Source organism: Paenibacillus sp. FSL H7-689, assembly GCF_000517905.1.
GTDB lineage: Bacteria > Bacillota > Bacilli > Paenibacillales > Paenibacillaceae > Paenibacillus > Paenibacillus amylolyticus.
Genome location: NZ_ASPU01000057.1, coordinates 245,412 through 260,820, shown reverse-complemented (window position 1 = coordinate 260,820; position 15,409 = coordinate 245,412). Strand labels below are relative to the sequence as shown.

The window sequence follows — 15,409 nt, the reverse complement described above, 5'->3', positions numbered from 1 at the left end:
AAAAGGAAAGCCAAATCCAATCTGATCTCGCAGCAAATGTCTTTACAACGAAAAAACAGGCTTCTCCTTGCGATCATTTCGCTGGCGCTTGGTGTAGCTATTGTAAGTCAGGCCACATTGGTGGCTGAAGCAGTCCAGCGAATCTTTGTAGAGAAAGCTTCCTTCTCATCAGTGATGCTGTTGCTCGGCCTATTGCTGGCTGTTATGGCTGTACGTACTCTGTTGACGTATGGCAACGGGAAAGTGGGCTTGCATATGGCAGCCCGTGCCAAGACGAATATGCGAGCAGCCGTTTTGCAAAAACTGACTCAAGCTTCCATGCCTTCAACCCTTCGTGGACAGACGGGAGGAAAGGTCAGTGTGGCTTTGGATGCTGTGGATGAAGCCGACAGTTATTTCAGTCAGTACATGCCGCGAATGATGGAAGCTGCGATGATCTCGATTCTGATTCTCGTCGTTACGTTTACGCAGCACGCCAACACAGGCTGGATTATGCTGTTTACGGCACCGTTTATCCCGCTGTTCATGATCTTGGTTGGGCTCAAGACAAAGAACAAATCAGAAGAAAAATACGCGCAACTGGCTGAGTTTTCCGGTACATTTCTGGATTCGCTTCAAGGGCTGGTTACGTTGAAAATATTCGGACGGGCTAAACGTCAACAGCAGGAGATTGAACGCAGCAGTCTGGGGTATCGTGATGCCACCATGGGCATTTTGAAGATTGCATTTACAAATACGTTTATGCTGGAATCGATCGTGATGTTAAGCATTGGTATTGTCGCGCTTGAACTGGCTATCCAGTTACTCGTGTTCAAATCGATGAACTTCCACACGGCCTTTCTCGTGTTGTTGCTCGTGCCCGAGTTTTACAGTCTGTTGAAGAATACGGGAACGGCTTTTCACAGCGGGCGAACCAGTATGGGGGCCATTCGTAAGGTGGAACAAATGCTTGAGGAAACAAGTATCAAGAGCACACAAACGGAGCGGGAAGAAGGATCGGATCAAAGCCAATTAACCAATGTCGATACAATGGCAAAGACGGAAGAGCTCCGTACAACTCGTGCCGAGTTGATTCCAATGCCACCAACCATTGAACTGAATGATGTCCGGTTCCAGTACACACCTAATTCCTTTGGACTTGAGACAGGACAGATCTCAATTGGACCAGGAGAACAGATTGCTATTGTAGGCAAAAGTGGCTCAGGTAAAACCACGCTGCTTCATCTCATTGCTGGTTTACTGAAACCAGATTCGGGAGCGGTTCTGGTTAACGGAAGCCAGCTTTCGCAACATGATGAGGCTGCATGGTTTGAACGTGTTAGCTATATTACACAGCATCCGTATATTTTTGCAGGTACATTTGCCGAGAATATTTCGATTGGCGCGGGTCGGAACGTCTCCAGAGCTGAAATTGAGCAGGCGGCAGATGAAGCAGGACTTGCTGGCGTTGTTGCACAATTGGAGCAGGGCTTGGATACGTTTGTTGGTGAAGGTGGCCGGGGACTGTCTGGTGGGGAAAAGCAAAGACTTGCTTTGGCACGTGCTTTTCTGAAGCGACCAGCTGTTATTTTGTTCGACGAACCCACCGTTGGTCTGGATCTACACACCGAGCGTGTACTGCAACAATCCATTGCGGCATTAGCCAAAACGGCAACGATGATTACGGTGGCACACCGTTTATATACAATTCAACATGCGGACAACATTTTGTTTATGGATAATGGGGTATTGGTGGATTCAGGACATCACAACGAGCTTCTGGCGCGCCTGCCTCAATATGCGGAGATGGTGGATGTACAACGGAAAGGAGGGTTAGCATGAATGAGCTGACGATTCTGTCAAAAGCGATGATTCAGGAGCGCAAGGATATCTTGCTTTCGATATTGGGCGGATTTATCGCCGGCATAGCAGGGGTAGCTCTCTTTTCCGCGAGTGGTTATATGATATCTCAAACAGTATTTGCGCCACCGTTGTACACCTTAATTGTACTCACCTCCATGGTCAAACTACTTGGTTTCCTTCGAGCGGCAAGTCGCTACGGGGAACGCTTGTATTCGCACAGGGCGACATTCTCCATGCTGAGCCGTTTGCGGACGTCCTTTTTTGCCAAACTGATCCCGGTAACGCCAGGTATATTGAACAAAAACCGAAGCGGGGATCTGCTTGCGCGGATCGTGGGTGATGTGGAAAGTTTGCAAAATTACTTTTTGCGGGTCGCGTATCCACCCATCATGGTCGTTATGGTGTTTTTGGCTACCATGCTGTTCACTTCGGCCTTTTCGATCTGGATTGCGTGTTTGTTAGTACTAGGTATGCTGATTACGGCATTTGTTGTACCAGGTATTATCTTGTTAGGTCAGCGAAAAATACACGGACGTGTCCGCCAGCAACGGGCCTTGCTGTCCACGGAAGTGACCGAAGTGTTGTATGGTTTCAGGGATTTGAAAGTATACGGCCAATTGGAACAGCGTGAGCAACAGCTTCAGCAGGCTTCCGCTGCATTGGCAACGGAACAGAGGCAAGCCGCTTCGCACCTGTTGCGCGGGCAATCCATGCACGTTTTTGTGACGTATCTTGTTACATGGGGAGTGCTGGCACTGAGCGCTTTTTTAATTGTGAATGGAGCGTTTGCCGGTGTATTTCTCGCCATGCTGATCCTGGCCACGCAGACCGTGTTCGAAGAAGCTGCCGCAATGGCTATATTGCCTCTATATAAGCAGGACAGCGAACACGCCGCTCAGCGACTGGCGGAAACAGTGCCAACCTCCGATGTGCAACCTGTACAGCCAAGCGGTGAAGTTTCAGCCGATCAGGCGGTTTCGATTGAACTATCTGGTGTTAACTTTCAATATGAAGGGGAATGGAGACCGGCGCTGAGGGAGCTCTCCCTACAATTTGCAGCAGGCTCCAAAACAGCATTAGTCGGGCCAAGTGGGTCAGGCAAGTCAACGATTATCGATCTGTTACTCAAGCTGCGTACACCAACGTCTGGCGACATACGATTAAACGATGTTCCGGTGCAGGAACTGAATGAGGAGAGTATTTGGCAAAACGCCAATGTCGTGTTGCAGCAAAGCCACTTCTTCCGGGGAACCATCCGGGACAACCTGTTGCTGAATGGAGAAGAACATTCGGATGAACAACTGTCGGCTGTGCTGGATCAAGTACAACTGCCGAATAAGTTGTTGACCGACATGGTATATGAAAAAGGGGAGAACCTATCGGATGGTGAGAAGCAGCGGCTGGCTCTCGCACGGGCCATGCTGCGCAAAGGACGGTTATGGCTTCTGGACGAACCGACTTCTTCACTAGATTACGTCACAGAACAACGTGTGCTCCAGCATCTTCTGGCACAGGCATCCGAAGATACACTTCTCCTGATCTGCCATCGGCTGACGGGATTGGAAGAGATGGATCGGATTGTGGTCATGGACCAAGGTAAGATTGTAGAATCAGGTTCTTTCTTCGAGCTGATGGAGCAAAAAGGCTATTTTTATGAAATGAAACAAATTGAACGACAAATGATTGGAGACTTCGGGGCGTGAGAATCTAGTCTATTGAGTAGACAATACCTGTCGGTTGTCGTTAATGAAGAAAATTTCAATAAATCAATTTTTATAAATCTAACTAAACCCCAAAGGATGCGGTGCATATACTCCTTGGGGTTTGTTTTGATATAATAGTTTTTTATGTCTATAAAGGAGATGGAAGATGGGAAAATATAAGTGGGATATTGTTTTTTATTTGGCCGTATTTTTATTTGTTGTGTACATGAAGATGAATGACCAATCTCTGTTTTGGATACTTGGAGTTGTTCTCACCGCTACTCTGATCATGTTTACCATTCGTATTTTTTATCCTCTGGGTTGGGAAACACGCATGGACCGCGTCGAGGCATTTCTACGCAGACAGGAGAATACCCCAAAGCTTTATATCTATTACGCTCTTGCAAACAGACTTGATGATGAATTGGAACACACAATAGAACGCATCAGAAATGAGGACACCAATAAAAGGACACAAGCAGTCTATAATGCAGCTTACGGCTCCTATCGCAACGACTTGGTAGCTGTTCGTACTGCGGTGCAGAATATGCGTAGATCGGATTATCGTACATATTATGAAACGTATTTGCTTATGGAAGAAGGAAGAAGTGAGCAGGCGAGGGAACACTTGAAATCCATTAACAAGGTCTGGATGAGATCTTCGCTTCTTGCAGCGATCGAACTAAAAGCGGGACAACGCGAAACTGCAATTCAGCTATTAAAGGAAGCAATGCATGCTGTCAGAGGTGTCCATCGTTATATGATATTTAAGGAATCAGAGAGATACTAAGGGTGAACAAAAATCTTCCTTGGCATATAGTACAACTGACACGGATAAAAGTTTGTTCCATATAGGAGCAGGCTTTTATCTTTTGTCTTAAAGGAAGGTCAGGAAGGACAAGAGTATACAGAGGCGCTAAACTGTTCGGCATAGTGGAGAACACCCGAATTAAAATGTTCTCCAACCAGTTAGACTATATGATGAGAATCTTAAAGTCTTTTAGTAACCTTTACATAACCGCAGATGATTCAGCCGTTTTATTTTTCTTCGCAAGCGGCTTTTTCCTGAGTGTCCTATCATACAGATATGGTTTTCCGTGATATTCCCGTGCATGCTTTTGTTTCTGCTTTTTATGTATACCAACCTTGATCTCCAGATTGGCAACGTTATTCTGGAATTCAGAAGCAACTCGTTTGCACCATTTCAATCCACTTTCTTCAGATGCACTGAAATGAACACGTAATAGATATCCGTTCACCGTTAATTCAAACTTGTATAAATTCATGATATGTATCCTTTCCAGACGGGCATGTTATGTTACACCAAATATGATAATCTGATTATAACAGGAACGTATGTTCTATAAAAGTGTTATTTATGATACCCGCAATTCAATAAGGTTCGCTAGACATCTTTGCAACAGTTCGTTTAATGGTAAAATATCTAAAAATGGTTCATGTTGGGGGATACGCATGTATAAACTGATGATCGTAGATGATGAATTGCTCATGCGGGTTGGAATTCGTTCCATGCTGAATTGGGAAGAGTATAATTTCTATGTTGTTGGAGAGGCGGGAAATGGAAAAGAGGCATTAAGCCTTGCGCTTGAAGTGATGCCTGATCTAATTATTACAGATATCAAGATGCCGATTATGGATGGGCTACAGCTTATACAAGAGGCCTCCTGCGTACTGAAAACATGTAAGTATGTCATCCTGAGTAATTTTGACGAATTTCATTATGTGAAAGAGGCGCTAAAACTTGGCGCTTCAGATTACTTGATTAAAAGCGAGATCACCGAATCCTCCCTTATTGACCTCCTGAGCACTGTTGGACAGAAACTGCAAAGTAAACATGTTCACCCAACCAACACACCCTCTATAACACAGGACTATTCCAAGAGCCTAAGATATCTAAAGGATAGTTTCTTCCAAGATGTTGTAAGCGGATTCATTAGTGAGGAAGATATCGTCACCAAAGCGGAAGAACTGCATTTTCGTATACGTTCGGACCAGTTGGTCGTCATGAAGTTCATCGTGAACTATTACGAGGATGCAAAGCGGAAATATGTTGAGAAGGGGGAAAAGCTGCTCCGATTTTCGATTCTTAATATTATGGAAGAGATCATTCCATCGAAGTGGGAGAAAGAGATTTTTGTTGAAAGTTCCTCTGAATATTGGGTGATCGTCAATGTACTTCCTGAGAGCCAATCTGTACACGCCGACTTGAATAAACTATGTAATAAATTGCTGTCTTCGATCAAGGATTTTATGAATCTGTCGCTCACGGCTGGGGTAAGTAGAATGACTTCCGGTTTCCTTCACATCAGGAAGGCCTGCCAAGAGGCAGAAACGGCTCTAGAACAGGGGTTCTTCACAGGAAGCAACCAGGTGCTGTATTACGATGATATGGTTCAATCCCCAGATCGACATGAAGTTAAGGGGGCTTTAAGCCCGCAACAAGAACGAGATTTGTTGAAGTTGTGGGTAAGCAAAGACAACCAAAAGGCGGAAGAGTTCCTTGAAGGAATCCGATCCAATCTGGAACGGCTACGAGCAGATGAGAATAGCATTCGCAAGCAATATATCATGGTAATGGAAACGATACATTCCCATCTATCCCGAGCTACGGAAAGAGGTGCACCTTCTTTAACAGAGAAATCACCCTATGAAATTGTTCTAAAGGGGGAGTATTGGGAGGATATCCACCAAGATATGCTTGCTCATATTGCGTATTACTTCCATACCGATTCCCAAATCAAACAGGAAAGCACTTACACCGATCTCGCCACTGAATTGATCGACAAGTATTATGCGGAAGATATCTCACTGCAAAGTATCGCTAGCCAAATCAGTGTGAATCCGTCGTATCTCAGCCGTGTGTTCAAACAGGAACGAGGAGAGAACTTTATCACGTACTTGACCCGAGTTCGAATTGAACATGCCAAGGCGTATCTATTGAGCAGAGGAATGAAAGTGTATGAAATCGCAGAAAAGGTGGGCTACCATAATTACACGTACTTCAGTAAGATTTTCAAAAAATCGGTAGGTGTCACTCCTGAGGAATATCGAGAATTACAGCAGGGATGAATGTAATCGGTGAATAGAGGTGCAGCATATGAAGCATGTTCGGCCCTTCCGAATCAAGTACAAAATTATGGTGATCTGTATGACGGTAATTATCCTTCCCGTATTGGTGATGACAATCAACTCGTATTACTCCTCAGAGCGTTTATTGGCACAGAACTATACAACGTTACTAAACGATCTGGCCAAACAAACGAATATTCGCATTGACGAGTTCCTCAAGGAGATTGAGAAAATTTCGCTGCTAGCCAGCAATGGCCTTAGTGACAATCTGTCTGCGACTCATGAAGGGAGTTTTCCGATCCAGGATTTCCTGCGAGAGGGTGATGAACAACATGAGATTGCCGCATACAATATTCTGATGAATTACATCATGATGAAAGATCGCGTATTCTCCATCTACCTCTACAATATGAACGGGGGTCAAGACCTTTTTGTAAGTCCACATCAACCCATTGATCCAAACTTCAAAGTAGCAAACGAATTGTGGTTTAAAAAGTTTATGCATGATAGTGATAGAACCATTACCCTCACAACACGAATCGATGAGCAATTGGAGAATAAAATTCTGGCAGTTTCACACGCTCGCAAAATTCATGATGTGACTAGTGGAAAACTGCTTGGCGTGATTGTTGTCAGCATTGATATCAAATTCATCGAAATCGTCAATCGAAACTTGCAGGAAGGGCTGCGCTCCAGATTCATGATCGTTGATGAGGATGACAAAATCGTATATAACGTGAACGAACGATTAATCGGGACACTGTTCCGGGACAACGTTCGTCCGCCTGAATCAGTAAATGTTGTGGTGACCAGTCCCCTTAGTCAGCAAAAATGGACAACTTACTTATATATGCCTTTGGATGAGCTGACTGCTGATGGCAAAATATTAGGCCGTAATCTGGTGACGCTTGCCATCGTCATTGTTCTTTTTGCTGCCGTCATATCCATCTTTTTATCTCACGTGATCACAACTCCCATTAAAAAACTGCTACGGAATATCGCTCTAGTCGAGAAAGGGCAGTTTGAACAAGTTGAACCTATTGGCTCCAGAGATGAGATTGGACATTTATCCATTCGATTTAACAGAATGTCACACGAATTGAAGCGAATGGTCGAGCGGATGCAGCAGGAAGAAATAGAGAAAGCCAAGGCCGAGATGCGTGCGCTCCATGACCAGATCAAGCCTCATTTTCTGTATAACACCCTTGGGTCGGTGAAATGGATTGCCTCGATGCAGCAGGCTGATAAAATCGTGGAAATGACCGATGCACTAATCTCGATGCTCCGCTATGCAACAAAATCCGATGGAACCCTCGTAACCATTCGTGAGGAACTCGATAATATAACGAATTACGTAACGATCCAGAATGTCAGGTACTATGATTGTATTCAGATGAGGTATGAGATTGAGGATAAAGTGTTGGATTATCACATGCCCAAAATGATCCTGCAGCCCATTGTGGAGAACGCGATTTTTCATGGTCTGGCCGAGCTTGAGGAAGACGGAATCATTACCATTCGGATTCAACTGCGGGTGGATACAGTTGTAATCGAAATCTGCGATAATGGCGTTGGTATGGATCATCATACGATGCAGAATCTATTGGAAGAGAAGCCCGGTGCAAGTACGGGAACGAATGGGATTGGATTGCATAATGTACAGCGGCGGATTCAACTCCATTTTGGGAAACCCTATGGAATACAGGTGGAGAGTAAAATGGGTGAAGGTACCATTTTCTCCATTCTGCTGCCTGCCATCATAGAAGCCAAATAGTCATTCATGCTTTCATTTAAGCATCTCATAATGCGGTACAACGATCATAAAAATAAGTTTAGATATAAACAAAGGGCTCGCAGTATGAACTGCAAGCCCTTTTGTTCACCCTTTGACGCTACCTAGCACCAAACCTTTGGTAAAATATTTTTGTAAAAACGGATACACGAGTAAAATCGGAATGGCACCCAAGAACATCTGAGCGGCGCGCCCCGTTCTGGCGTTCATCATGGACAACAGCTGCGTATAATCTGACCCAGATTTCAGCATGATTTGCTCAAAACTTTGCAGGAGGGTCTGGAGGTAGCTTTGCAATGGATAATTGTCTGGATTGTTCATATAGATAATGCCATCGAACCACGAATTCCAGTGGGCAACGATACTGAACAAACCAACCGTAGCGAGAGCGGGCTTGAGAAGTGGTAGTAGAATACGAAGCAATACCTGTACAGGCCCAGCACCATCGATAATTGCTGATTCTTCAATTTCCTCGGGCAGCCCCCGAATGAAATTCATGAGGATAATCATACTGAATACGGGGAGGGCCCCAGGCAGGATCAGAGACCAGATGGAATCGATTAGTCCCATTTTGACAACCACGAGATAGGTTGGAATTAGTCCTCCACTGAATAACATGGTTATTATGAAAAATCCCATATAGATATTACGCCCCATCAATTTTTGTTTGGATTTGGAGAGGGGATAAGCTGTGAGTACGATCAGAACCAGATTCACCAACGTTCCGATAACGGTTCGTTGAATGGCTACCCAGAGAGAGGAGAAAAATGATCCTCCAGTTAATGCAAATTCATAGGCTTTTGTCGTAAATTCCACAGGCCAGAACGTAACACTCCCCGCAGATACAGCCGCGCTGCTGCTGAATGAAACAGCCAGCAGGTTGATAAACGGCAGGATACATAGGAGAGAGATTAGAAGCAATATGGTGTAGTTTATGATAAGAAATACACGCCTGCTCATACTTTTATCATAGATCATAATGTGAGTTCCTCCTTCTTAGAAGATACGATAACCAGCCACTCTGTAAGCCAAGATATACGATACGGCAACCAGAACACTGGAAATGATCGATTTGAATAACCCGACAGCGGTACCAATTGAATACTGTGCCTGCTGAATTCCCAGACGGTAGACATAGGTATCAATAATATCACCGGTCTGATAGACAACAGGGGAGTAGAGATTATAGATCTGGTCAAAGCCAGCATTGAGTACGTTACCAAGCGATAATACAGTCATTAAAACAATGGTTGGCATGAGAAGAGGCAAAGTAATATAGATGGTCTGCTTCCACCGTTTCGCTCCGTCGATCACCGCGGCTTCGTAAAGTCCCGGATCAATACTGGTCAGGGCTGCCAAATAAACAACCGTGCCAAACCCGAAACCTTTCCATATGTCACTCACAATCATCGTCCAAGGAAAAATAGAAGGTGTGCCAAGAAAGGAGATCGGTGCAATACCAAATACACTTAGAAATGTATTGATAATGCCGTCGGAGCTAAGGATATCCAGCATGATGCCAGCCATAATGACCCAAGAGAGGAAGTTCGGAATGTAGACAAGTGTTTGAAATGTACGTTTGATTCCACTGTGCAGTACCTCGTTAAGCAGTAACGCGAAAATTACGGGCACGATTATACCACCGATAATCTTAAAGACAGACATGTACAATGTATTCCAGATCGTTCTTACGAAGTTCGGCTGATTAAATATGTGGGTAAAATTATCCCATCCTACCCATGGCGAGTTAAAGCCGAGGCCCGGATTGTACTTCTGAAATGCAATAATAAGTCCGTAGAAAGGGATGTAACAAAAGATGAAGACCAAGACCAGGCTTGGAATCAACATGAGATGGTAAGGACTCTGCTGCTTCCATTTTCTCAACATTCATATTCCTCCGTTCATCGTACGCCAAATGTAATCGTTATCAAATAAAGGGGAGAGATCCCCTCATCCCCTCTTTGTGACAAACGAGATTATTTCTTCCCGTAGGCTTCATTAACTGCCTGGGTTGCATTATCGCCCCCGGCTGCGCGCCAATTCTGGACAATAACATCGAAATAATCGATACTTTCGCTACCCATAATGATCTTGGTGAAACCTTCGGTCAGGATATCATCCAAGGTTGTGCCGTAGCTTGAAAGTATTTCTGGCGTAACACCCCATAAGGCCGTCTTTGTATAGTTCTCGCTGTCCAGTACTTTCTTGGCAAGACCATACGCATTCTTTGGAGCCCCTTGTTGCAAATAATCACCAACTGCTCCTGGGGTTGCATTCTCCATGAATTCCACACTGTTGTTATATTTTTGCCACATACCCGACGTCGTGAGCCCACTGGTATCCTTGGATTGAAGGGCAGCGGAGACCGCCTCAAATTGCTCGTAATCGGAATTCGGATTAAGTACACGGAACGCTCCAACAACATGGGCAATATCGTTGTCCAGCAAGGCGGATAACGTTTCTGTGGATTCCTTGCCATTGCCTTCATCCACAATATAAGCATAGTCGTTCAAAATTTTGATCACTTCTTCAGGGCTCTTAAATCCCTTTTTCATGACGATATAATTGTTGTTGGCGAAGAAAATGGATTGTTTGGCTTCTTTCCCATCAACAGTAGGGATGATATAAGGGTAGAAGATGGCGTCCTTACCCAGATTGGATACCGTATCGACACCCGGATTATAACCCCACCACTGGTAATAAGGCTGCATGCCCACTTTGCCGGCTACAATGTCCGCGTTCATCGCATTAAAGTCTTTGATTGCAAATTCCGGATCAATGATGCCTCGCTTGTACCATTCTGACCACTCAGCCAGCGCATTTTTCATCTCAGGCTGCACGGAGCCGTACACGAGTTTTCCATTGCTATCCTCCATCCACATATCCGGATGCGCATTCCATGCAATGGCGAGCAGGTTGAGGTAATCCAACGATTGGTCTACCGCTATACCATAACCGCCATGCTTATCCATGAATTTTAATGCGATATTTTTGATGTCTTCCACAGATTTCGGATCTTGGACTCCCAATTCTTCTTTCCAGTCGTTCCGGATCCAGATGAAGTCTGGTTGTTCAATTAATCCCCAGTGCATCTGTGGTATCCCGTACAGCTTACCGTCCTTCTTTCCAGACTCGTAACTGTCCGCATCTGCTTCCATGTAACCTTTGAGACGATCTGAAGCGTGTTGATCAAAGACCTCGGAAAGGTCCATGACCATATCTGCTTCGACTAACTGTCTCAGTTGTGATGGATTAACTCTGAATACATCAGGAAGATCGTTCGATGCGATAGCCAAATTCAATTTGGTATCGTACTCATCGCTAACCCAGTCTGTTTTGACGTTGATATTAAACTTCTCTTTGTATCGCTTAATCCATACATTGTTGGTGATATCGTCGCCCTTTGGATATTTTGCAGAAGAGTATTCTGATGTTACGGTATGAATGGTTGTCGTCCCAGCCTCGTTGGAATCCGTGTCCGTCGTTGAACCTTTATCAGCACCGCTTCCATTGCTACAGGCTGCGAGTAATAAGGTTGACATGCACACAGACAAGACTAAGGCTTTCGTTTTCTTGTTCATTTCTTTTCCCCCTTATCAGTCATATTTCAATAACGCTTTCTTGAAAATATTCTAAACGAGAAAGGGGGAACGGGATATAAAGGTTATTGACGAGAAGCGGTATCTTTTTTTACTTTTGAGTCGTAGCGGAGAAAAGATAAATGAGCTTTGTGCACTTTTTTTACTTTGTACTCCTTCTTTTTTTACTCATGTCTCCAAAAATTGCTTTAAATGACGATCGATAACGATTGAATCCTCTTCGTTTGCTCCGATTCCAAAGCAGTGTCCCCACTTGGACTCTATAGGTTGATACACAGCGTTTGGCATATGCTGAGCATCATACGCACTATCTTCTGGTGTGAAGAACAAGTCACTTGATCCTGGCATAACGAGTGCAGGAGAAGTGATCTTGCTTAATGCCTGTTCGAAGTTGCCGTCATCTACGGGATTATCGCTAATGTCTCCATATATTCCTGTACGCAACATGGTAATCAAGTCGTTAGCATCGAAGGGAAGAAATACCTGATCCCAGTAATCTTCTACATAAGATTTCAAGGTGTCGTAACCCTCAGATTGGTACAATTTCTCCAAATAGTACGCCTGCGAGAACCCCCATGGAGCATAAGCTCTTCCCATCGCTGCGAGACCGGCAACCGGAGGGCGCTCATATCTACCATTTTCATAATTTGAATCTGCCTGTAACGCCGCGATCATTGCTTCGAATACCAACTGTGTATGCGGTCTGCTTTTTGCCGTTCCGCCAAAGGGGGCAATACGTTCGACCATCTCAGGATAACTGGTTCCCCATTGATAAACCTGCATGGCTCCCAGAGACCAGCCCACAACAAGTTTAATTTTGGAGATACCAAATTTTTGAGTGATGAGTTGATGTTGGGCGCGCACATTGTCATACATGGAGATGAGGGGAAAGTTGTCCTTATCGTATGGGGCAGGGGTATTACTTGGAGAGGACGATAATCCGTTACCCAACATATTGGGCACAATGATAAAATGACGACTGGGGTCCAGTGCCTTGTCTGTTCCAATTAACCATTCATTATCTGTGTGAATTCCAGCAAACCATGTTGGGACAACAATAACATTGTCCTTTGCCGCATTTAAGTTTCCATAGGTCTTGTAAGCGATAAAGGCTTGAGGGAGCTGTTGTCCCGATAGAAGTAATGTATCTCCAAGGTTATATGTTTCATAATTGTTCATAGATTGATTCTCCTTATAAAATAGTAATAACTTGATTTCACTCTACAATACGTCTATTATCAATTCAACGAAACGTTATAGAACATATCATTCATTTATTTTGAACTTAGGAGGTGCCTGATTCATGGAAATACGCCAGCTAAAAACCTTTTGGACACTTGCATCGACCTGCAGCTTTAGTCAAACTGCTGAATTATTGAGCTATGTACCCTCTACCATAACCATGCAAATCAAATCGCTGGAAGAAGAGCTTGGGGTGAAATTGCTGGATCGATTAGGCAAAAAGGTCGTGTTAACGGATGCTGGCCAACAGTTTCTGCCTTACGCCACTAAGATATTAAACGATGTAGAGGAAGCAAAGTGCATATCCAGTCAGCACGGAGAATTGGCGGGAACGGTTGTGATCGGAGCAGATGAAGTGCTGTGTGCATATCTTCTTCCAGCCTTGTTCAAACGCTTCCGAGCGGACTATCCTGGTGTGCGGTTATTGTTCCGCCCCCTGTCTGGGCAAGAGCTTAAATCGAGTCTGAGAGAAGGGCATGCCGATGTCGTTTTTGTATTGGATGAGCCTATAAATTCCAAAGACCTTCAGTCAGAGTTTTTAAAGGATGAGACCTTTCAAATGGTGGTTTCTCCCGATCATATGTTAGCATCGCGTTCCGCGTTGGTCATTGATGACTTCCACAAACAGCATTTTTTGCTGACCGAAAAGAACTGTTCGTATCGCACTTATTTTGACCAATCCATAACAAAGAAAGGTGCAGATGCTCTGACAGAGCTGGAGTTTCATAGTGTAGAAGCCATTAAACAATGTGTTGTGGCTGGTCTAGGGATCGCTTTATTACCTGAAATGGCTTTGAAGAAAGAGTTGAGCGATGGGGAAGTGGTTGCTCTGCCGTGGGATTTATCAGATGTATCCTTTTCTGCGCAAATGCTCTGGCATCGGGAAAAATGGATCTCTCCGTCTATGGCTGCTTTTATGGAGGTCGCCAAGAGTGAGTTGATTTGATTGTTCAGAATTTGTTTAGATGTATGTGTTAAAATATTCTTCATGGAAATCGTGATGTAAAATGGAATCAACCTTCAACAACATGATACAGATATATATGGGGGATTAGCAATGGAGAGAAAGATTAGAAATTCTGCAAAAGCATTGATCATTAAAGACGGGAGAATGCTTGCAATGAAGCAGGATGATAATGATGAAGTCATCTACATCCTGCCTGGTGGGAGCCAGAATGCAGGTGAAACCCTGACGGATGCTGTGAAGCGTGAAGTTGCGGAAGAAATCGGAATAGATGTAGAACCGTTATCACTGGAATTTGTCATTGAAGGTGTATACGGTGAAGCTCTTCATCGTGTAGATTTTGTTTTTTTATGCGAGTACATAGGTTTGATGGACCAAGATAGTTCTATTCTGCCAAGTGACGAAAATCAAGTGGAAAATGAATGGCTCGAGATTAAAAATATAAACGAACTACCTTTATTTCCTTCAAAATTACGAAAGCAGATCATTAGATTGGTTGAGGGAGAAAAAACGGTTATGTATTTAGGAAATGAGGAAGATGACGACCTGAATAGTTAGATGTGTACACGTCGTAAACAAGCGGCCGTCTTGTATTTATAAAGGAAAGGCTATTTCAAAGGACATGATGGTCCAGTGAAATAGCCTTTTTGTCGTTGAACAAAGTGTACAAAGCGATTCAAAAATGAACATCTATGATAAGGGGTTAAATTAGGCCAGGAGTTATATATCTTGTTGCTTCACGCCTGCTGTCATATTTTTCTGACCCCATATTACCATGGATTCAATTAAAGGAACCAATTCCTTGCCTGATTCTGTGAGCGAATACTCCACTCTCGGTGGCACCTCGTTATATTGCTCCCGATGCACGATGCCGTAATGAATCAAATCCTTCAAACAGTTTGTTAACATCGTTCCGGTAATGCCAGGCAGTCTTCTTTTTAATTCATTGTAACGTATACAGTCATTTTCACTGAGGATTGCCAGGATCGGAAGATTCCACTTGCCTCCAATGACCTGAAATGCATAAGTCGCTGGACATAACTGATCGAAATTAAACTCGTATTTCACTTGATACCCTCCAATAGTATACTTTTTGATACTAAGTCAGAAAAAGAATCGTACTTGTTCAGAAGATTGTAGACATTATAATCAAACTAACACAAGAAAATCAATTCAT

Annotated in this window: 13 protein-coding genes; 7 read left to right on the top strand and 6 right to left on the bottom strand. The window is 43.9% G+C overall.

The window, feature by feature from the left end; genetic code table 11:
• The first annotated feature begins 36 nt into the window (after window positions 1-36).
• The 3 genes from cydD (at window position 37) to C170_RS26050 (ending at window position 4,335) form a co-directional block, all read left to right on the top strand.
• Window positions 37-1,821 (top strand): thiol reductant ABC exporter subunit CydD, encoded by a 1,785-nt coding sequence (gene cydD, locus C170_RS26060; RefSeq protein WP_036616114.1) that lies wholly within the window; start codon window positions 37-39, stop codon window positions 1,819-1,821.
• Window positions 1,818-3,545, top strand: a complete 1,728-nt coding sequence (gene cydC / locus C170_RS26055) for a thiol reductant ABC exporter subunit CydC (protein ID WP_036615782.1) — start codon at window positions 1,818-1,820, stop codon at window positions 3,543-3,545. Before cydD ends, cydC begins: the two co-directional genes overlap by 4 nt.
• A gap of 166 nt (window positions 3,546-3,711) precedes the next feature.
• Window positions 3,712-4,335 (top strand): hypothetical protein, encoded by a 624-nt coding sequence (locus tag C170_RS26050; protein WP_036615778.1) that lies wholly within the window; start codon window positions 3,712-3,714, stop codon window positions 4,333-4,335.
• 220 nt (window positions 4,336-4,555) lie between these two features.
• Here the strand turns inward: C170_RS26050 and C170_RS26045 are convergent, their stop codons facing one another.
• Window positions 4,556-4,831 carry a hypothetical protein gene (locus C170_RS26045; RefSeq protein WP_036615775.1) on the bottom strand — a complete coding sequence of 92 codons (276 nt, stop codon included), beginning with the start codon at window positions 4,829-4,831 and terminating at the stop codon, window positions 4,556-4,558.
• A gap of 187 nt (window positions 4,832-5,018) precedes the next feature.
• Between C170_RS26045 and C170_RS26040 the strand changes: the two genes are divergently transcribed.
• Entirely contained in the window at window positions 5,019-6,635 is a 1,617-nt protein-coding gene (locus C170_RS26040) for a helix-turn-helix domain-containing protein (RefSeq protein WP_036615772.1), read from the top strand.
• A gap of 28 nt (window positions 6,636-6,663) precedes the next feature.
• Window positions 6,664-8,409 (top strand): cache domain-containing sensor histidine kinase, encoded by a 1,746-nt coding sequence (locus C170_RS26035; protein ID WP_036615764.1) that lies wholly within the window; start codon window positions 6,664-6,666, stop codon window positions 8,407-8,409.
• A 105-nt stretch (window positions 8,410-8,514) separates the two neighbouring features.
• On the opposite strand, the gene C170_RS26030 is transcribed toward C170_RS26035, so the two are convergent.
• The 4 genes from C170_RS26030 to C170_RS26015 form a co-directional block, all read right to left on the bottom strand.
• A complete protein-coding gene (locus tag C170_RS26030) occupies window positions 8,515-9,405 on the bottom strand; it encodes a carbohydrate ABC transporter permease (protein ID WP_036615762.1) in 891 nt (296 codons plus the stop codon).
• Window positions 9,406-9,423: 18 nt separating this feature from the next.
• A complete protein-coding gene (locus C170_RS26025; protein WP_036615758.1) occupies window positions 9,424-10,314 on the bottom strand; it encodes an ABC transporter permease in 891 nt (296 codons plus the stop codon).
• An 89-nt stretch (window positions 10,315-10,403) separates the two neighbouring features.
• The gene (locus tag C170_RS26020; protein WP_036615755.1) at window positions 10,404-12,008 is read right to left on the bottom strand and encodes an extracellular solute-binding protein; all 1,605 of its coding nucleotides are present in this window, start codon (window positions 12,006-12,008) and stop codon (window positions 10,404-10,406) included.
• Window positions 12,009-12,194: 186 nt separating this feature from the next.
• A complete protein-coding gene (locus tag C170_RS26015) occupies window positions 12,195-13,205 on the bottom strand; it encodes an alpha/beta fold hydrolase (protein ID WP_036615754.1) in 1,011 nt (336 codons plus the stop codon).
• Between the two features lie 124 nt (window positions 13,206-13,329).
• On the opposite strand from C170_RS26015, the gene C170_RS26010 reads away from it, so the two are divergent.
• Window positions 13,330-14,214, top strand: a complete 885-nt coding sequence (locus C170_RS26010; RefSeq protein WP_036615753.1) for a LysR family transcriptional regulator — start codon at window positions 13,330-13,332, stop codon at window positions 14,212-14,214.
• A 111-nt stretch (window positions 14,215-14,325) separates the two neighbouring features.
• A complete protein-coding gene (locus tag C170_RS26005; protein ID WP_036615752.1) occupies window positions 14,326-14,790 on the top strand; it encodes an NUDIX domain-containing protein in 465 nt (154 codons plus the stop codon).
• 162 nt (window positions 14,791-14,952) lie between these two features.
• Here C170_RS26005 and C170_RS26000 read toward each other — a convergent pair whose 3' ends face one another.
• The gene (locus tag C170_RS26000; protein WP_036615751.1) at window positions 14,953-15,300 is read right to left on the bottom strand and encodes a winged helix-turn-helix transcriptional regulator; all 348 of its coding nucleotides are present in this window, start codon (window positions 15,298-15,300) and stop codon (window positions 14,953-14,955) included.
• Window positions 15,301-15,409: the final 109 nt, after the last annotated feature.

Coding starts and splice junctions, on each gene's coding strand:
- C170_RS26015 (WP_036615754.1), bottom strand. CDS start 13,205: ATGAACAATTATGAAACATATAACCTTGGAGATACATTACTTCTATCG.
- C170_RS26045 (WP_036615775.1), bottom strand. CDS start 4,831: ATGAATTTATACAAGTTTGAATTAACGGTGAACGGATATCTATTACGT.
- C170_RS26040 (WP_036615772.1), top strand. CDS start 5,019: ATGTATAAACTGATGATCGTAGATGATGAATTGCTCATGCGGGTTGGA.
- C170_RS26005 (WP_036615752.1), top strand. CDS start 14,326: ATGGAGAGAAAGATTAGAAATTCTGCAAAAGCATTGATCATTAAAGAC.
- C170_RS26025 (WP_036615758.1), bottom strand. CDS start 10,314: ATGTTGAGAAAATGGAAGCAGCAGAGTCCTTACCATCTCATGTTGATT.
- C170_RS26050 (WP_036615778.1), top strand. CDS start 3,712: ATGGGAAAATATAAGTGGGATATTGTTTTTTATTTGGCCGTATTTTTA.
- C170_RS26030 (WP_036615762.1), bottom strand. CDS start 9,405: ATGATCTATGATAAAAGTATGAGCAGGCGTGTATTTCTTATCATAAAC.
- cydD (WP_036616114.1), top strand. CDS start 37: ATGTCTTTACAACGAAAAAACAGGCTTCTCCTTGCGATCATTTCGCTG.
- C170_RS26020 (WP_036615755.1), bottom strand. CDS start 12,008: ATGAACAAGAAAACGAAAGCCTTAGTCTTGTCTGTGTGCATGTCAACC.
- C170_RS26035 (WP_036615764.1), top strand. CDS start 6,664: ATGAAGCATGTTCGGCCCTTCCGAATCAAGTACAAAATTATGGTGATC.
- C170_RS26010 (WP_036615753.1), top strand. CDS start 13,330: ATGGAAATACGCCAGCTAAAAACCTTTTGGACACTTGCATCGACCTGC.
- cydC (WP_036615782.1), top strand. CDS start 1,818: ATGAATGAGCTGACGATTCTGTCAAAAGCGATGATTCAGGAGCGCAAG.